General features: G+C 73.9%; 12 protein-coding genes and 1 pseudogene. 8 read left to right on the top strand and 5 right to left on the bottom strand.

Annotated elements, in window-relative coordinates; genetic code table 11:
- Positions 1-35 precede the first annotated feature (35 nt).
- The gene (gene ftsE / locus QUY26_RS24410; protein ID WP_016644946.1) at positions 36-725 is read right to left on the bottom strand and encodes a cell division ATP-binding protein FtsE; all 690 of its coding nucleotides are present in this window, start codon (positions 723-725) and stop codon (positions 36-38) included.
- A gap of 286 nt (positions 726-1,011) precedes the next feature.
- Here ftsE and QUY26_RS24405 point away from each other — a divergent pair, with 286 nt between their 5' ends.
- Positions 1,012-1,203, top strand: coding sequence for a hypothetical protein (locus QUY26_RS24405; RefSeq protein WP_030358418.1), 192 nt, complete (start codon positions 1,012-1,014; stop codon positions 1,201-1,203).
- A 286-nt stretch (positions 1,204-1,489) separates the two neighbouring features.
- Here the strand turns inward: QUY26_RS24405 and QUY26_RS24400 are convergent, their stop codons facing one another.
- From QUY26_RS24400 to QUY26_RS24385, 4 genes are all read right to left on the bottom strand, one after another.
- The gene (locus QUY26_RS24400) at positions 1,490-2,167 is read right to left on the bottom strand and encodes a hypothetical protein (protein WP_289950171.1); all 678 of its coding nucleotides are present in this window, start codon (positions 2,165-2,167) and stop codon (positions 1,490-1,492) included.
- A 359-nt stretch (positions 2,168-2,526) separates the two neighbouring features.
- The gene (gene prfB, locus QUY26_RS24395) at positions 2,527-3,633 is read right to left on the bottom strand and encodes a peptide chain release factor 2 (protein ID WP_289950170.1); all 1,107 of its coding nucleotides are present in this window, start codon (positions 3,631-3,633) and stop codon (positions 2,527-2,529) included.
- 55 nt (positions 3,634-3,688) lie between these two features.
- Positions 3,689-4,924: a serine/threonine-protein kinase gene (locus QUY26_RS24390; protein ID WP_289950169.1), complete on the bottom strand. Its 1,236-nt coding sequence runs from the start codon at positions 4,922-4,924 to the stop codon at positions 3,689-3,691.
- Between the two features lie 159 nt (positions 4,925-5,083).
- Positions 5,084-6,706: a serine/threonine-protein kinase gene (locus QUY26_RS24385; RefSeq protein ID WP_289950167.1), complete on the bottom strand. Its 1,623-nt coding sequence runs from the start codon at positions 6,704-6,706 to the stop codon at positions 5,084-5,086.
- Between the two features lie 616 nt (positions 6,707-7,322).
- On the opposite strand from QUY26_RS24385, the pseudogene QUY26_RS41205 reads away from it, so the two are divergent.
- The 7 genes and pseudogenes from QUY26_RS41205 to QUY26_RS24355 all read left to right on the top strand — a co-directional run.
- Positions 7,323-7,841 (top strand): annotated as a pseudogene (locus QUY26_RS41205) (FHA domain-containing protein); the annotation flags it as partial.
- An 831-nt stretch (positions 7,842-8,672) separates the two neighbouring features.
- Entirely contained in the window at positions 8,673-11,933 is a 3,261-nt protein-coding gene (locus tag QUY26_RS24380; protein ID WP_436840525.1) for an FtsK/SpoIIIE domain-containing protein, read from the top strand.
- Positions 11,934-12,587: 654 nt separating this feature from the next.
- Positions 12,588-14,000 carry an ABC transporter substrate-binding protein gene (locus tag QUY26_RS24375; RefSeq protein ID WP_289950161.1) on the top strand — a complete coding sequence of 471 codons (1,413 nt, stop codon included), beginning with the start codon at positions 12,588-12,590 and terminating at the stop codon, positions 13,998-14,000.
- A gap of 7 nt (positions 14,001-14,007) precedes the next feature.
- Complete coding sequence (locus QUY26_RS24370; RefSeq protein ID WP_289950158.1) at positions 14,008-15,390, top strand: carbohydrate ABC transporter permease; 1,383 nt, start codon at positions 14,008-14,010, stop codon at positions 15,388-15,390.
- Entirely contained in the window at positions 15,387-16,292 is a 906-nt protein-coding gene (locus QUY26_RS24365; RefSeq protein WP_289950156.1) for a carbohydrate ABC transporter permease, read from the top strand. The genes QUY26_RS24370 and QUY26_RS24365 overlap by 4 nt, the downstream gene beginning before the upstream one ends.
- 149 nt (positions 16,293-16,441) lie before the next feature.
- Positions 16,442-17,413, top strand: a complete 972-nt coding sequence (locus QUY26_RS24360) for a class I SAM-dependent methyltransferase (protein WP_289950152.1) — start codon at positions 16,442-16,444, stop codon at positions 17,411-17,413.
- A gap of 173 nt (positions 17,414-17,586) precedes the next feature.
- Positions 17,587-18,597 (top strand): hypothetical protein, encoded by a 1,011-nt coding sequence (locus QUY26_RS24355; protein ID WP_289950151.1) that lies wholly within the window; start codon positions 17,587-17,589, stop codon positions 18,595-18,597.
- Position 18,598 lies beyond the last annotated feature (1 nt).

Raw genomic sequence — 18,598 nt, 5'->3', positions numbered from 1 at the left:
CGGCAGGAGCGGCGGCGTGCGCGCCGACGGCCGGGTCAGTGCTGGTAGCCGTAGACGCCGCGGGACTGGTCGCGGACCAGGCGGCCCTTCTCCAGCTCGATGACGCGCTTGCGCATCTGGTCCACGATCTGCTGATCGTGGGTGGCCATCACGACGGTGGTGCCGGTCCGGTTGATGCGGTCGAGGAGCTTCATGATGCCGACCGAGGTCTGCGGGTCGAGGTTGCCCGTGGGCTCGTCGGCGATCAGGAGCTTCGGCCGGTTGACGAAGGCGCGGGCGATGGCCACGCGCTGCTGCTCACCGCCGGAGAGCTCACCGGGCATCCGGTCCTCCTTGCCGCCGAGGCCGACGAGGTCGAGGACCTGGGGCACGGACTTGCGGATCTCGCCGCGCGACTTGCCGATGACCTCCTGGGCGAAGGCCACGTTCTCGGCGACGGTCTTGTTCGGCAGGAGGCGGAAGTCCTGGAAGACGGTGCCCAGCTGGCGGCGCATGTGCGGCACCTTCCAGTTGGAGAGCCGGGCCAGGTCCTTGCCCAGGACGTGCACCTGGCCGTGGCTGGTGCGCTCCTCGCGGAGGATCAGCCGCAGGAAGGTCGACTTTCCGGAGCCGGATGACCCCACCAGGAAGACGAACTCGCCCTTCTCGATCTCCAGCGACACATCGCGGAGGGCCGGGCGGTTCTGCTTCGGATAGGCCTTGGACACATTGTCGAATCGGATCACGGATGCACCACGGGTAGCCGGGGGTAGGTGAGCGTGACCATACGCGAAGCGGAAGGGGCCGCGCAGTCGGCGTCCTGAGTTGCGCGGTTTGTTGCGGATCCGACCAGGAACAAATGGGGCGCCCGGGGCCGCGGGGGCGGCCTCCCGCGGCCGGGGCGGTGCGGGCGTCAACCGGGGCGGGACGACGGGCCGCGCCGAATTCCGCGGAAGCTGGCACAGTGGTAGGGGGAACGGTTGAGGTTCCCCGAGCGTTGGGCAGGCTGAGACTGTGCGGGAGGAGAAGCGCATGACCTATGACAGGTTGGTGTGCGCGAACTGCGCGGCGCCTGTGAGCGAGGGCCGCTGCCCCGTGTGCCGGGCGAACCGGGAGCGGATGCAGCACGAGGGCCCCTTCGGCGGCCTCAGCCCCGCGGCCCTGATAGGGCTCCTTGTGGTGCTGATCACGGCGATGGCCCTGCTGGCGCACCAGACCGCGTAGCCGTTGGGCTCTGATCCTGGCCGGGCGGACCGCCCGGCCCGGGGCCGGGTGATCGCCGGGGACGGCGGCACGAAGCGGCACGAAGCGGCACGAAGCGGCACACGGACAGTGAGGCCGCACACACCGAAGACGTACGTCGGACACGCACGACGCGGAAGGGCCCGGAGCCACATCGGCTCCGGGCCCTTCCGCGTGTTCAGTCGGCTCCCGAGGGGCATCCGCTACGGCGCGTACGTCTCCGTACGCGCCGCGTCACGCACATTTCCCTCCAAGGCACCTCGCCCGATCAGGCGGCGGCGCCGCGGTTGCCGGCCAGGCGCGGCAGGAAGCGGAAGCCGATGCCACCGGCGATCATGGTGGCGGCACCGATGATCAGGAAGGTGGTCTCGGTGGCGCCCGTCTCGGCGAGCTCGCCGTCGTTCTTGCCGCTGCCGGTGTCGGAGACCCGCTCGACCGGCTTGGAGCCGGCGTCGGTCAGGCTGTCCTTGCCGCCCTGCTCGGCGGGGTTGGAGCCACCGCCGGCGGGGTCGGTGTCGTTGCCGCCGTTGCCACCGGTGCCGCCGCCCGTGCCGTTGTCACCCGGGTCGGTGGGCTGGGTGGGCGGGTCCGTGGGCTCGGTGGGCGGGTCCGTCGGCTCCGTGGGCGGGTCCGTCGGCTCGGTCGGCGGGTCCGTCGGCTCCGTGGGCGGGTCCGTCGGCTCGGTCGGCGGGTCCGTCGGCTCGGTCGGCGGGTCCGTCGGCTCCGTGGGCGGGTCCGTCGGCTCGTCCGGGTCCTCGTCGTCGCCCGGCAGGTCGACGTCGACGCCGATGCCGTTCTCGTCGGCGGAGGCGCTGGCGCCGGTCCCGCCGAGCTCGACGCCGACGTCCAGGGCCGATGCGGCGCCGGCGGCGGTCAGCGAGGCGCCCGCGGCGATCACTGCGCCGGCGGCTATCCGCGCGACGCGGATCCGCGTCTTCTTCGTCATCTGGCTGCTACCCCCAGTAGCTGAATCGTCAGTGAGGCAGCGCCCCGGATCGCGGTCGCGGGGTGACTCACCTTCGGCCCCCCGGATCACACGCGCACCGGAGATACGCATGCCGCTCGCTAGCCTTTCCAGTTTTCGAAGCACCGTCAAGGTCGTTGCGGGCGCGATGCCCGTTATGGGGACAGTTGACCGGCGTACGGACATGTGACTGTGACGTAAAAGGCTCAAGAACCCCACAGGAAACGACTGGAGGCCCATAAACAAAGGCAACCGCGGCCCAGGGGGACGCAGTTGCCTTTGCTCTCGCCTCGACGCCCGGCCGCCTCAATGCGGCTGGTTATGTCGACAAAGCGCCGAAATTACTTCTCCTGCTGCTTGCGCCAGCGAATTCCGGCCTCCAGGAAGCCGTCGATCTCGCCGTTGAACACGGCCTCGGGATTGCCGACTTCGAACTCCGTGCGCAGGTCCTTCACCATTTGGTACGGGTGCAGGACGTAGGAACGCATCTGGTTGCCCCAGGAGTTGCCGCCGTCGCCCTTCAGGGCGTTCATCTTGGCCTGCTCCTCCTGGCGGCGGCGCTCGAGGAGCTTCGCCTGGAGGACGTTCATCGCGGTCGCCTTGTTCTGGATCTGCGAGCGCTCGTTCTGACAGGAGACGACGATGCCGGTCGGCAGGTGGGTCAGGCGGACCGCGGAGTCGGTCGTGTTCACGCCCTGGCCGCCGGGGCCCGAGGAGCGGTACACGTCGACGCGCAGCTCGCTCTCGTCGATCTCGATGTGGTCCGTCTGCTCGACCACCGGGAGGACCTCGACGCCCGCGAAGGACGTCTGGCGACGGCCCTGGTTGTCGAACGGCGAGATGCGCACCAGGCGGTGCGTGCCCTGCTCCACGGAGAGCGTGCCGTAGGCGTACGGAGCCTGCACGGCGAAGGTGGTCGACTTGATGCCGGCCTCTTCCGCGTACGACGTCTCGTACAGCTCGGTCTTGTAGCCGAGGCGCTCCGCCCAGCGCAGGTACATCCGCTGGAGCTTCTCGGCGAAGTCGGAGGCGTCGACGCCGCCGGCCTCCGCGCGGATGGTGACGACCGCCTCACGGGCGTCGTACTCCCCGGACAGGAGGGTGCGGACCTCCATCTCGTCCAGCGCCTTCTTGACCGCGGCGAGCTCCGACTCGGCCTCCGCGCGCGTGTCCGGGTCGTCCTCCTCCTCGGCCATCTCGAAGAGCACGCCCAGGTCGTCGATACGCCCGCGCAGCGACTCGGCCTTGCGCACCTCCGCCTGGAGGTGGCTCAGCTTGCTGGTGATCTTCTGCGCCTCGTCCGGGTCGTCCCAGAGGGACGGCGCGGCCGCCTGCTCCTCGAGCACGGCGATGTCTGCCCTCAGCTTGTCGAGGTCCAGGACGGCCTCGATCGACTCCATGGTCGAGGAGAGGGACTTGAGCTCTTCGGATACGTCGACGACTGCCACCACACCAGCGTAACGGCTACGGCAAGCGGTCTTCCCCCGGCGGCGGGCCGGGAGCCTACGGGACCGGCGGCGCCGAGTTGCTGTTGTCGGGGGTCGCGGGGTCGCTGTCGTCCCCCGATGTGGCGTACCAGGCTCCCCCGCCGACCGCCGCGGCGAGGACGACGCCCGCCACGCCGAGCGTGATCCGGCGGCGCCTCGCCGAGGCGCGGTGGCGGGCCGAGCCGGGGCGGACGGTGCCCGTGGCGCGGGGGGCGCGGGCCGTGCCGCGGGCGCCGCCGGCCAGCTCGTCGGGGGCGGGGACGCGCATGGAGGTGTGCGTGTCGCGGTTGGCGTCCGGGGGTGCCGCGCCGGGGACCAGGGGGACGGCTCCGCGCCGCGGGGGCTTCTCGTGCGGTTCCGGGGACGTCTCCTCGTACGGCTCGTCGGCGGGCTCCGCCTCGGGCTCGTCGACGTCCAGGGGCGGCATGCCCGCGAGCAGGGGCAGCTGCTCGCGCAGCCGGGCGCCCAGCTCGGACGCGCGCAGGCGGGAGGCGGGGGCCTTGGCCAGGCACTGGACCATGAGCTGCCAGAGCTCGTCGGGGATGCCGGGCAGCGGGACCACGGTCTCGGTGACGTGGCGGCGCAGGACGGCCCCGGGGTGGCCGCCGCCGAACGGGGTGAAGCCCGCGAGCAGCTCGTACAGGACGGTGGCGAGGGCGTAGATGTCGACGGCCGCGCGCGGGGGCAGGCCCTCGATGATCTCGGGGGCCAGGTAGTCCGGCGTGCCGATGATCTTCGTGGCGCGGGTGCGGCGCGGCGAGTCGATGAGCTTGGCGACGCCGAAGTCGGTGAGGAGGGCCGGGTGCGACCCACCGGGGCCGAGGGGGCCCTGCATGTCGAGGAGGACGTTCTCGGGCTTCACGTCGCGGTGCACGATGCCCGCCGCGTGCGCCGCGGCGAGCGCGTCGGCGACGTCCGCGACGATCGCGACGGCGGCCTCGGGGGCGAGCCTGCGCTCGCGCTCCAGGCGCGTGCGCAGATCCGTGCCCCGTACGAGGTCCATCACCAGGGCCAGGTCGTTGCCGTCGACCACCAGGTCGTGGACGCCCACCACGCGCGCGTGGTCGAGGCTGAGCAGCGCCGTGCGCTCCTGGACGAAGCGGCCGACGAGCTCCTGGTCGGACGCCAGGTCCTCGCGCAGCAGCTTGATGGCGACAGGACCTTCGGGCCCCTCGCCGAGCCACACCGTGCCGGCGCTGCCCCGTCCCAGAATCTGGTGGGCCGTGTACCGGCTGCCGATCTTCCGTCCCAAGACTGCTCCTACGGATGTGTGTTGGCCCAAAACTACGCGGCCAGGGCACCAACCATCACATCCGCACGGGAAATCACCCCGCAGGAGTCGACAAATCAACAGAGTCGGCCCGGTTCGGCTCCCGAACCAGGCCGACTCTCAGCTGCCGCTCGCTCCCGCTCAGTTCCCGTTGATCTTGCTCGACCAGTCGGACACCGTGTTGTAGACGTCCTTGATCTGGTCCCAGTAGCTCTTCGTCGTGCCGATCCAGTCCTGGAGCGGGCTCAGCTCCCAGACCAGCCAGCTCGCGATGAACAGGATCACGAGCACGACCAGGCAGCCCTTGAGGCAGCCGAGGCCGGGGATCCGGGTCCGGTTCGGGTTCGGCTGCCGCTGGCGGCGCGGCTCGGGGGCCGCGGGCTGCGGCGGCGGAGCGGGCTGCTGCGGCGGCGGCTGGTAGGGCTGCGGCTGGGGAGCGTACGGCTGGGGCTGCGGCTGCATCTGGCGCGGCTGCTGCGGCGGCTGGTACGGCTGCGGCTGGTGCTGCGGGGCGTACGGCTGGGGCTGCTGGGGCTGCTGCGGGCGGGCCACCTGGCGCTGCGGACGGCGGCGCAGCGGGTCCTGGCTCGGGTCCAGGTACTGCACCTGCGTCTGGTCGTTGCGGTCGCGGGCCGCGCGCATCTGGTTCTGCCAGGGGTGCGGGTCGTCGGGGTGGCCGCCCTGGTTGTGGCCCACGGGCGGCATGACGGCCGTCGGGTCGGCGTTCGGGCCCTGGGGGCCGCCGGTGTGCGGCAGGGCGCTGGTGGCGGCGGCCGGGTCGTATCCGCCCCCGGTGCTCGGCAGCACCTGGGTGGGGTCGGCCGCGCCCGGGGTGTCCGGCACCGGGGCGGGCGACGGGTCCGGGGCGAGCAGGGCGGCCACGCCCTCCGCGGCGGCGATCTGGGCGGCGCCGGCGTGCACCCCGATGCCGTCGGCGACGGCACGCAGACCGCGCGCCAGGTTCTCGGCGCTGGGGCGGCGGTCGGGGTCCTTGCTGAGGCAGCGCTCGATGACCGTCCACAGCGGGTCGGGCACGGTCGAGGGGCGGCGCGGCTCGGCGCTCAGGTGCTGGTGCAGCACTTCGAGGGCGGAGCCCCCGGCGAACGGCGGCCGGCCCGTGACCAGCTCGTACAGCAGGATGCCCGCGCCGTAGATGTCGACGGCGCTCGTCTGCGGGCGGCCCTCGGCGGACTCCGGCGCGACGTACGCGGGCGTGCCGACGAACTCCTGGGTGCGGGTCAGGCCCGGGGAGTCGGCGAGGCGGGCGATGCCGAAGTCCGTGAGCATCGGGTGCATTCCGCCGGCGTCCTGCTTGACCAGGACGTTCGCGGGCTTCAGGTCGCGGTGCACGACGCCGTCGGCGTGGCTCGCGGCGAGCGCGTCGGCGATCTGGGCGGTGAGCAGGGCGGCCGCGGCGGGCGTGAACGGGCCGTTCTCACGCAGGTACTTGTGCAGGTCGGGGCCCTCGACGAGGTCCATGACCAGCGCGAGCAGATCGCCCTCGACGACCAGGTCGCGGGTCCGCACGATGTTCGGGTGCGTCAGCCTGAGCAGGACGGAGCGCTCTCTCAGGAAGCGCATCACCACGTCCGGGTCGTTGGCCAGCTCCTCCTTGAGGACCTTGATCGCGACGGTCTCGCCGGGCTGGCCGGGAACGGCCGCCTCGGCGCCCGCGGTCTCCCGCTGGCGGGCTCGCCAGACGGTGCCCGTGGCGCCGCGCCCGAGCGGCTCCTCGAGCAGGTACTTGCTGCCTACCGGCCGCACGTCATGCGCTCCCTGCTGATCTGGCTGGTCTGTGGTCCTGCGGTGCGGCTGCGCCGCCCCGCTCTCGCGGTGGCGCCGTCCCGCTGTCCCGCGGTGCTGGTGTGCTCCTCGCCGCCCCGTCGTCCGGCACAGCGTTCCGACCCACTGTAGTGCCGCCGAACGGGGCACCGTCCGACGATCTTGCGCCTGCTGGCGGCCGGAATCGGACCCGCGACGGACCTTTGTTCGGAGGGAAGACGCTCGACCAGCGCGGTTGGTTGCCGATGAGGTGCGCGGCGCTGCCGCGAGACGGGGAAGCGGACTGCGGTCCCGGCGCGGGCCCCGCCCCGGCCCCGACCTCGGCTCACGTCCCGGCTGGCATCCCGCTCCGATCCCCCGGGGGCTCCGCGGCCATGTGGTCGACACCGCCCACATCGGTCCGAGCAGGCACTTTGCGGGCACGTTTCCGAGCAGAGGCGACCAATCAAGATCAAATGCGGGTGGGGGGCGGGCGTGTTGTCAGTGGCAGGTGCGAGGATGCTGTCCGTACTGGCCGACGTGCCCGTGTGCGGTGGGGGGAATCACAGCGCGAGTCCCCGTGCCGGGCGCCCAGCGCAGGAAGGGACCGCTGACGGCGATGCAGATCCGGCTGACCGTCCTCGGGCCGCGTGGCGGCCAGACCGAGCCGGGGGGACGCCCCGCGGCGGCCTGCGACGTGCTGGTCACCGCCCCCGCCGGGACCGCCCTGGCCGCGGTCGCCTCCGGCCTGGCCGCGACCGTGACCACGGGCGATGGGCCCACCGTCCTGTACGCCGAGTCGGACCGCCTCGACCTCCAGCGCTGCACGCTCGGCGAGCCGCCCCTGGTCGACGGCGCCGTGCTGTCCGTCGGTACCCCCGCCGAGCCGGGCCCCGACCTGGCCGAGGCCACCGCCCGGCTGCACGTGGTCGCGGGCCCCGACGCGGGCGGTGTGCACCTGCTGCACGGCGGCCAGATCCGCCTCGGCCGCTCCGCGCAGGCCGACGTCCCCCTCGACGACCCGGACGTCTCCCGGCTGCACTGCGCGGTCACCCTGGACCCGGAAGGCCGCGTCACGGTCACCGACCTCGGCTCGACGAACGGCACGACGGTGGACGGCCGCGCCATCTCCGACCGCCCGGTCCGCCTGCCCTCCGGCTCCCTCCTGCGCGTCGGCGAGTCCGTCCTGCGCCTCACCGCGGGCGACGCCGCGGACGCTCCCCTGCCGACGGCCTCGGACGGGGAGGGCCATGTGCGGGTGCGGGTTGCCGCGTTGGATGCGGCGGGGGCCCCTGGGCAGGGGGTGGGTGCCTCTGGGCAGGGTGCGGGGGTCCCTGGGCAGGGCGCGGTGGGCTCCGGGCAGGGCGCGGTGGGCTCTGGACATGGGGCGACGGGCTCTGGGCACGGGGTGCCGGTGGCTCCTGCGTACGGGGCGATGGGGCCTGGGCAGAGCGCAGGGGGCCCGGGACGCGGCATGCCGCGGGGCTCGGAGCACGAGGGCCCTGGCGGGGCTGGGGGCGGGCGGCAGCCTGGTCCTGAGGCCGGGGGTGCCTGGCCGGAGGGCGCGCGGCGTGGGGATGTACGGCCGGGGGATGTACGGCCGGGGGATGTCCGGTCGGGAGATGTTCAGCCAGGGGATGCCTCGGGGGAGGCGCGGGCGGGGGACGGCTCGACGCAGCACGCGTACGGGGCAGCGGGCTGGGGGGCCGCTGGGGGTAGTGCGGACGGGTCCGGAGGCGGGCCTGGCGGTGGGCCCGGGGGTGAGAACGGGCACCTGGGCGCGCCGGGGGGCGTTGGGGCTTCTCGGGCTTCTGGGGTGCCTGGGGCCCAGGAAGTGCCCGGAACCCAAGCCGCGCCCGGGGCCCAAGGAGTGCCTGGGATTCAAGGGGTGGCCGGGGCCCAGGCTGTGCCCGGGGCTACGGGGACGACGGGGCCCGGTGAGGCCTCTGGCGTGCCCGGGTCCTCTGCGATGCCCGGAGCTCACGGGACCTCTGCGACCTCGGGTGTGCCTGGAGCTCCCGGGGCCCCCAGGAGGCCTGGCACGCCTGCGTCCCCAGGGAGCCCGGCCGCTCCGGCGGGGCCCGCGGCACCGGGGACGCCCGGGGCACAAGGGACACCTGTGCCCACCACGCCACCCGCGCGCCCGGCAGCTCCCTCGCGCACGGCGCATCCTGCGGAGGCAGCGCACTCGACAGCTCCCGCGCACCCCACGGGTCCCACGCCCCCCACCGCCTCGGGGATGCCCCCGGCCTCCCCTGGCACCCCCGCCTCCCCCACCCCACCCAGCTCCCCCGGCTCCCCCACCCCTCCTGAGACACCCGTGGTGCCGCACCAGGGCGGGGTGCCGGAGATGGAGCGGCACCGGGCCGGTACGCCGCCCCGGGGGACGACCGTGCCGCGCGGGGTGCGCAAGCGCGGTGGGCTGTCCGCATGGGCGCGGCGGCTGGCCGGTGGGCGGGGCGAGGAGGCGGAGCGGGAGCACGCCGCGTACGACGAGACGTATGACGGCCCCCGGAACGCGGAGGCGTACGAGGACGGGTGGCCGGACGGGACGGAGGCGGCCCGCGCCGAGGGGGCGGCCGACGCGGGTGCGCGGGTGCCCGAGGCGTGGCCCGACGCGGCGGCGCTGCTCCTGACGGCGCTCGGCCCGGGGGCACGGCTCTGGGAGCGCGGCCCCGGGCACCCGGAGGCGCTGGCCGTGCGGCTCGGCACGGTCGACCGGGCCGCACCGGGCGCGGACGGGCTGCTGCCCGCGGTGCCGGTGACGGTGAGCCTGCGGGAGGCGGGGGCACTGGGGCTCGCGGGGCCGCGGGGACGGCTCGCGGGTCTGGCGAGGTCCGTGCTCGCGCAATTGGCGGCGCTGCACTCGCCCGGCACCCTGGAGATCGTCCTGATCAGCACGGACCGTACGCGTACGCCGAGGCAGCGGGCCGACGAGTGGTCCTGGCTGGGCTGGCTGCCGCACGTCAGGCCGGGCCACGGGCAGGACTGCCGGCTGCTGCTCGCGTACGACCGGGACCAGGCGGCGGCCCGGACGGGCGAGTTGCTGCGGCGCCTCGACGAACCAGCAGAAGCGGCGGGGGCGGCGTTCGGGGCGGCGTCCGGCCGACCGGGGTCCTCCGGGGGCCAGTCGGACGGGCCCGCCGAGAGCGCGCTTCCGGCCGGGCCGCGCACGGTGGTGGTCGTGGACGGGGATCCGGGATCGGCCGGGCTGCGGGAGGCCGCCGTGCGGCTCGCGCGCGAAGGAGCCAGGGCCGGGATCCATGTGGTGTGCCTGGCGGAGACGGTGACGGCGTCGCCCACGTCGCCGGTGACGGACACGTACGAGGCGGCGTGCGAGGTGTCGCCCGCGTTCCGGGCCTGCGGGGCGGTGGCGCTGCTCAGCGGGGACGTGGCGACGGCGCTGCGGGTGCTGCGCACGGTGGACGGGCGGCCCGCGGGGCAGGGCACGGTGGCCGTGGTGGACGCGGTGTCGGCGGCGTGGGCGCAGCGGTTCGCGCGGGCGCTGGCGCCGCTGCGGCCCGACGGGGCGGGAGCGGGTGGCGGGCAGGCCAGGGTGGCCGTGCCGCTGCCCCAATCGGCGCGCCTTCTGGACGAGTTGGGGCTTGCCCGGGCCACGCCCGCGTCGCTGATGGCGCGGTGGGCGGACGCCGCGGACGACGCGCAGGCGCTGGGCGGGCGGGCCTGGGCGGTGCTCGGGGCGGGGGCGCGCGGTCCGGTGGTCGCCGACCTCGCCGTGGACGGCCCGCACCTGCTGATCGAGGGGCCCACGGGCAGCGGGCGCACGGAGCTGCTGCGGTCCGTGGCGGCGTCCCTCGCGGCGGCCGAACGGCCCGACCGGCTCGGGATCGTCCTCATCGACGGCCGCGACGGCGGACCGGGCGGCAGCTCCGGGACGGGCGGCGGGAGCGCGGTCGGATTCGGGGGCGGGGAGCGTCCGGGTGACGGCCTGCGGGCCTGCACGGACCTGCCCCACGTCACCACGCACCTCGCCGCCAACGACTCCGTCCGGATGCGGGAGTTCGCCCAGTCCCTGACGGCCGAGCTGAAGCGGCGGGCGGAGCTGCTGGGGCGGGTCGGGTTCGCCGAGTGGCACACGCGGCGGGAGGTCTCCGGGCGGCTGGTCGCGCAGCGGTCCTCCGGGGCGGAGGCCGGGGGGTCGCTCGGGACGGGGCGTGCGGGTGGAGCGAGCGGGGCCGAGGGGGTCGGCGCCGCGGGTGGCGCTGCCGCGCCCGGGGGACCTGGTGGCCTCCGGGGGGCGGGGAGCCTCGGCGGGTCTGGTGGGGCCGGGTCGTCTGGTGGGGCCGAGTCGTCCGACGGGGCCGGTGGGGCCGGTGGCCCCGGCAGGTCTGGCGGGTCCGGTGGGCCCAGTGGCCTCGGCAGGTCCGGTAGGTCCGGTGACCTCGGCGGGTCCAGCAGGCCCGGTGGCCCCGGCGGAACCAGCGGGTCCAGCAGGCCCGGTGGCTCCGGCGGAACCAGCGGGTCCAGCAGGCCCGGTGGCTCCGGCGGATCCAACAGGTCCGGTGACATCGGCGGATCCGACGGGTCCAGTAGTTCCGGTGGCCCCAACGGCCCCGGCAGGCCGGGCGGGTCGGGTGGGTCGGGTGGGTCGGGCGACCCCCGCGGCACGAGCACCCCTGACTCCGGGGACCTCGACGCCCCGACGCGCGCCACCATGCGGCTGCGGCCTCTCGCGGCGGGACGGGCCGAGCCCGGACCGCCGCTCGCGCGGCTCGTCGTACTCGTGGACGACTTCGACGCGCTGCTCGCGCCCGCGCTCGGGTCGCCGGGGCGGCCCGCAGCCGGGTCCGTGGTGCGGGCCCTGGAGGCGGTCGCCCGGGACGGGGAGCGGCTCGGGGTGCACTTGGTCGCGGTGGCGCGGGGCGAGCGGGCCGGGGCCTCGGAGGTGGGGCGGCGGGCCGGGCTCCTGGTCACGCTCGACGCGGTCGGGGGCGGGGCGGACGATCCGGCTCCCGGGCGGGGCGTGCTGCGGGGCCCGGACGGGCGGGGGACCGCCTTCCAGGCCGGGCGGGTGACCGGGCGGATTCCGCGGACCGCGACGCTGCGGCCCACGGTGGTGCCGGTCGAGTGGGAGCGGATGGGGGATCCGCCGGCGCGGAGGCCCGTGCGGGAGCTGGGGAACGGGCCGACGGACCTGGCCCTGCTCGCCAGCGCGCTGGAGCGCGCGGCGCGCTCGGTGTCGGCGGAACGGGTCCCTTCCTTGCTGTGAGGCCGACCCTCCTTGCGGTGAGGCCGACCCGGGCCGACGCAGGGAGCCACCGGGCCGGGGGCCGGACAAGGCCCCCACCTCACAGACGCCCTCGGCCCGGCCGCGCCCCTCCCCCATCGCCCACCGGAGGGCCCGACGGCCCCACGGCGGGCCATGGGGCCGGGGCCGGACAAGGAACCCCCTCGCGTCGCGGGCGCCGTCGGCCTGGGGCTGTGCCCACCCGTTCCGCCCTGCGGAACGATTGCCCACAGCGGTTGCGGCACGCCGCGCCCCACGCTCGCGGGCGGGCGGGTGGGAGAGCCACCGTGCTGCGACGGGGCGGCAGGCGCTGGCCCGCGTGCCGCGCAGACGACGCGGCCCCGCCACCCACCACCCGCCAGGGCAAGCCGCGCCCCGCAGTCACAGGCGAGGCGGGTGGGGAAACCCACGCCGTGGCGGTGGGACGGAAGGTGTGGCGGCCGGGCGGGAGCAGCCGGGGCAAAGGCGGGCGCAAGCCCCGGCGGGCCTCGTCCGAAAGGGCGCCCACGCCAGATGACGGCACGTCACAACGCCATTACGATCACCGACTTGACGCCGTAGACCATCTTGCCGCCCCTGACCGCGCGGGCGTAGACAGACGCAACGGGACCTGTCGGGGAAGAGAACGGGGCAGTGATGCGCAGCACTCTTCGTACACGCACACCGAACACACGTCGCGCTCGTCGCACGCGTGGGGCGGCCGCAAAGATAGTCGCCTCCGCCGCCGTCGGCGCCCTCGCTCTGGGGCTCAGCGCCTGCGGGGGCGACGACAAGGACAAGGATGACGACAAGGCAGGCGGTGGCGGCAAGGAGAGCGCGGCCACCGTGCAACTGCCCAAGCTGGACGGCGAGAAGGTGTCGGTGGCCGCGGTCTGGGGCGGCGCCGAGCGGAAGGTGTTCCTCAAGGTCCTGGACGAGTTCGAGAAGCGTACGGGCGCCGAGGTGTCGTTCGTACCGGCTCAGGACCCCATCATCAGCTTCCTGGAGTCGAAGGTGGCGGGCGGCCAGCCGCCGGACGTGGCGATGCTGCCGCAGGTCGGCGCGATCGAGCAGGCCGTGGCGAACAAGTGGGCCAAGCCGGTCGGGCCGGAGGCGCAGAAGCAGCTCGACAAGAACTACGCGCAGGGCTGGCAGGACCTCGGGGCGGTGGACGGCAAGCAGTACGGCGTGTACTTCAAGGCCGCCAACAAGTCGCTGGTCTGGTACAACACCAAGGTCTTCGAGAACGCCGGCGTCCAGGAGCCCAAGACCTGGAAGGAGTTCATGAAGACGTCGCAGACGGTGTACGACTCGGGCGTCACGCCGATGTCCGTCGCCGGCGCGGAGGCGTGGACCCTGACCGACTGGTTCGAGAACATCTACCTCTCGCAGGCGGGTCCGGAGAAGTACGACCAGCTCGCCCAGCACAAGATCAAGTGGACGGATCCGTCCGTCAAGGCCGCCCTGACGACGCTCGGTGAACTCTTCGGCAAGAAGGGGTTCATCGCCGGGGGCGCGGACGGCGCCCTGCAGACGGAGTTCCCCGCGTCCGTGAAGCAGACCTTCACCGGCGGCGACCAGCCGAAGGCGGGCATGGTCTTCGAGGGCGACATGGTGTCCCTGTCGATCGCGGAGACCAAGGCCGAGGTGGGCACGGACGCGAAGGTGTTCCCGTTCCCGGCGGTCGGGGACGAGTCGCCGGCCGTCGTCGGCGGTGACGCGGCCGTGGCGCTGAAGGACAGCAAGGGCGCGCAGGCCCTGCTCACGTTCCTGGCCACTCCCGAAGCCGCGAAGATCTGGGCCGAGGCGGGCGGTTTCGTGTCGCCGAACAAGGCCCTGGACCTGAAGGCGTACCCGAACGACGTGCAGCGCGGCATCGCCGACGCCCTGATCAAGGCGGGCGACGACATCCGCTTCGACATGTCGGACCAGGCCCCGCAGTCCTTCGGCGGCACGCCCGGCAAGGGCGAGTGGAAGGCGCTGCAGGACTTCCTGAAGAACCCGAAGAACGTCGCGGGCACCCAGCAGACGCTGGAGGACGCGGCGGCCAAGGCGTACAAGAACAGCTGACCGGGCGATGACGAACCCGGATGCCGGGGGCACCGCGGCGGTGCCCCCGGCCGAGGCGACGCCGCACACCTCCACGACCGGCCGGCACCCGGCCGGTCCCCGCAGGAGCGTCACCGGTACCCGCAAGACGGTCGCGGTCCTCTTCCTGCTGCCCGCCCTCGTCCTGCTCGGCGCGCTCGTGCTCTATCCGATCGGCTACTCGGTCGGGCGCAGCTTCTTCGACAAGGCCGGTGACTTCACCGGTCTCGACAACTACGAGACGATGTTCTCCGACGACGGGATCCGCACCGCCGTCAAGAACAACGCGATCTGGCTGGTCGCGGCCCCGGCGCTGACCACGGCGCTCGGCCTGATCTTCGCGGTCCTCACCGAACGGGTGCGCTGGGGAACGGCGTTCAAGCTCATCATCTTCATGCCGATGGTGATCTCGATGCTGGCGGCGGGCATCATCTTCCGGCTCGTGTACGACTCGGACCCCGACCGGGGTGTCGCGAACGCCGTGTGGGTGGGCGTTCACGACACGTTCGCCGAGTCCTCGAACTTCCCCCGGGGCCACCCCGGCGCCCGCTCCCCGCTGGAGCCGGCGGGCGGCGGCGCCTTCATCACCAAGGAGCCGGTGCGGGCGGGCGAGCCGGTGGCGCTGCCGCTCACCGGTGTGCCGCCGGACCAGATGCCCGACGACGCCAAGTCAGCGAAGGCCGCGGCGGCCGACCCGGGCAAGGTCACCGGCACGGCCTGGCAGGACTTCACCCGCGGCAAGGGCCGGGGGAAGCTGAACGCGCCGGACGCCACGGAGTTCGGCTACCCCGGCATCAAGATCGAGGCGGTCAAGGGCGGCGAGGTGGTGGCCTCGACGAAGGCCGCGGCGGACGGCACGTTCAGCCTGCCCAAGGAGGCCGACGGGGCTCAACTGCGCTATCCGGCGTCGAACTTCCGTGAGCCGTACAACGGCGTGGACTGGCTCGGCCCGTCCCTGATCACGCCCGCCATCATCGGCAGCTACATCTGGATGTGGGCCGGGTTCGCGATGGTCCTGATCGCGGCCGGGCTCGCGAGCGTGCCGCGTGAGCTCCTGGAGGCGGCGCGCGTGGACGGGGCCAATGAGTGGCAGGTGTTCCGTCGTGTGACGGTGCCGCTGCTCGCGCCGGTGCTCGCGGTCGTCGTGGTCACGCTGATGATCAACGTGATGAAGATCTTCGACCTGGTCTTCGTGATCCCGCCGGGCTCGTCGAAGGACGAGGCGAACGTCCTCGCGGTGCAGCTGTACAACTCGGCGTTCGGCGACCGGGACGCGGGCGTGGCGAGCGCGATCGCAGTGCTGCTGTTCCTGCTGGTGATTCCGGTGATGTTGTTCAACATGCGCAGGATGCGGCGGGAGGCGCGGCGATGACCACGAGCAGTGAGACGGCCAAGGCGTCCCCCGTCCAGGTCGTGAAGGCCGAGCAGTCCCTCGGCGGGCGGATCGCCGCGGTCGTCAGCGGCGGTGTGCTGCGGGTCTTCCTCGTCGTGGTGGGCCTGTTCTGGCTGGTGCCGACGCTCGGCCTCATGCTCGGCTCGCTGCGGACGACGCAGGACATGAGCGAGAGCGGCTGGTGGAAGGTCTTCTCCAAGCCCTCGCAGCTGACCTTCGAGAACTACTCCAACCTGCTCAAGGACGAGACGATCACCGACTCGATCCTGACGAGCCTGGCGATCACGGTGCCGGCGACGCTGCTCGTCGTGGTGATCGGCTCGCTCGCGGGCTACGCGTTCGCGTGGATGGAGTTCCCGGGCCGCGACTGGTGGTTCCTCGGCGTGGTGGGCCTGCTCGTGGTGCCGGTGCAGGTGGCGCTGCTGCCGGTGGCGAAGCTGTTCGGCGAGATCGGGATCTTCGAGTCGACGACGGGTGTGGTGCTCTTCCACACCGCCTTCGGCCTGCCGTTCGCGATCTTCCTGCTGCGGAACTTCTTCGCGGAGATCCCGCGCGAGCTCCTGGAGGCGGCCCGGCTCGACGGGGCCGGTGAGCTGCGGCTCTTCCTGCGCGTGGTGCTGCCGCTCGGCGCGCCCGCGATCGCCTCGCTCGGCATCTTCCAGTTCCTGTGGGTGTGGAACGACATGCTGATCGCGTTGATCTTCGCGGACGCGGGCAACCCGCCGATCACGGTGGCGCTGCAGCAGCAGGTGCGGTTCTTCGGCGACAACGTGCAGATCCTGGCGCCGGGCGCGTTCATCTCCATGGTCATCCCGCTGGCGGTGTTCTTCGCCTTCCAGCGTCAGTTCGTCTCCGGCGTCATGGCGGGTGCCGTCAAATGACGGGCGGGTGACGCCCGGGGGAAAGGGGACCCAAGGAGTCGGGGGCGTGTCGTGCCGCTTCGGCGGCGTGCCGTGCCGGTTGTGGTGTCCGGCGGATCATGGCCACTACGGTCGAGCGCGGCGCACTGCCCCCGACTCCAGGACCTGACATGCCCGAAGCCTCCGCTTCCGTACCGACGTCCGCCCAGGAATTGGACGACCTGCCGCTCCCGACCGACCTCTCCGCCGTGAAGGGCTGGTTCCACCCCGCCGACCAGGTCCTCTTCGACTGGTTCCTGAATCGCCAGCGGGACCGGGAGGAACCCGGTGACCTGCTCGAACTCGGGGTCTACCTCGGCAAGAGCGCGATCTTCATGGGTGGTTTCCTGCGCCCCGGCGAGACCTTCACGGTCTGTGACCTCTTCGACTCCCCCGCACCCGACGACGCCAACTCCAAGGAGATGAACCGCTCGTACGCGACGCTCACCCGGCGCGCCTTCGAGGCCAACTACCGCTCCTTCCACGACGAGCTGCCCACCGTCGTGCAGGCGCCGTCGTCCGCCATCACCGCGCACGTCCGCGCGGACAGCTGCCGCTTCGTCCACATCGACGCCTCGCACCTGTACGAGCACGTCCACGCCGACATCGCCGCCGCCCGGCGCCTGCTCCGCCGGGACGGGATCGTCGTCCTGGACGACTTCCGCGCCGAGCACTGCCCCGGCGTCGCGGCCGCCACCTGGGGCGCGGTCGCCACGACCGGCCTCAAGCCGCTGTGCATCACGGCGACCAAGTTCTACGGGACGTGGGGCGCCTACGACGAGGTGCACGGGGAACTGAAGGCGTTCCTGGAGGGCCGCGACGACATGTGGCACGGGGCCGAGGAGGTCGCGGGGCAGCCGATGATCCGCATCAGCGGCGGGAAGGCGCGGATGCCCGCGCATCCGGTGTCACGGCACGCCGCGGCCGTGCCGGGGCAGGCGGCAGAGGCCTCCGGAGCCGCGTCGGCCACCTCCGCGCAGGGCAAGGGCGCCGCGCAGGCCACGGCCGTCAAGGAGCCGCCGGGCAAGCCCGCCCGGCGCGGCGGCGACAACCGGCGTCCCAAGGGCCGGGGCCTCGTCTCGTTCCTGAGCCGCCGGTCCTGACGCACGGCCCGGTTCCCGTGCGCGGGCCCGGCCCACGCGCCGGGGCGAGCACCCGGTCCCGGCCGTTCACCCCGACGGGTGCCGGGCGCCCCGGACCCGCCGCACGGCCCCGGTCAGGCACCCGACGCGTGCCGTACCGATGAATTCTGGGTGAATAGCGGCAAAGTGGGGCAATGCGCCACCACCCCGCACGCCGACCCGCCCTCGGCCCCCTCACCCCGCACGCCCGCCGCCTCACCGCCCTCGCCCGCACCGCCCGCTTCCGCCTGGAGCGGGCCACCGCCGGGCGGGGCACCGGGCCCACGGCGCTGCTGCCCCCGCCCGCACACCTGTCGCTGCGGGGCAGCCGCACCCTCAACCTCGCGCTCGCCGCGCCCGTCCCCGACCTGCGGGCGGCCGAGCTCCTGATCAGCCGCGGCCACCGCCGCTTCCGCGTCCCGCTCGCCGTCGAGCGCGACACCGACGGCCGTCCGCTCCTGACGGCGACGGTGACCCTGCGCGACGCCCTGGAAGCCCCCTCCGCGGCCGGCCCTCAGGGCGCCCCCGCCACCCCCGCCCCCCTCCTGAGCGAGGGCGTCTGGCGGCTCGCCGTCGCGACGAGCGGCGCCGACGGCCGCGTACGCCGTCGTGGGCTCGCCCTCGCCGAAGGCGGCGCCCCGCCGCCGGGCCCCACCGCGCCGCACGCGCCCAACCCCCGCACCGGCACCCTGATCCGGGTCGTGCGCTGCCGCGGCGGGCGGGCCGCCGTGCAGGTCACACGGTCGCGGCCGCGGGCGGAGCTGGTGCGGTTCGTGCCGCGCGGGGACGGGATCACGGTGTACGGGCGGGTCGTCGCCGGGCCCCGGGAGCGGGTCCTCGCGGGGTGGGCCGCGCGGGCCGTGCGGCGCCGTGACGGCCTCGTCGCACCCGTCGAACTCGCCTGGGACGGCGACCGGTTCAGCTTCGCGCTGCCGCTCGACGCGATGGCGGGCGCCGACCCCGGCCAGTGGGTGTGGGAGTTCCGCGTGGGCGAGCTCGGCCTCGGGCGGCGCCTGACCGACGTACGCGATCTGCCGGCGGCGTTCCCCACGCCGTTCCGCCTGGTCGCGCTGCCCGGAGGCCGCCTGGTGCGCGCGCACCCGCATCTGACCGCGTCCGGCGCCTTCGCCGTGACCTGCCTGGACATCACGAAGGAGACCGCATGAA

Source organism: Streptomyces flavofungini (assembly GCF_030388665.1).
Taxonomy (GTDB): Bacteria; Actinomycetota; Actinomycetes; order Streptomycetales; family Streptomycetaceae; genus Streptomyces; species Streptomyces flavofungini_A.
The sequence above is the reverse complement of the archived record's forward strand: the minus strand, read 5'-3'. Positions and strand labels throughout refer to the sequence as shown.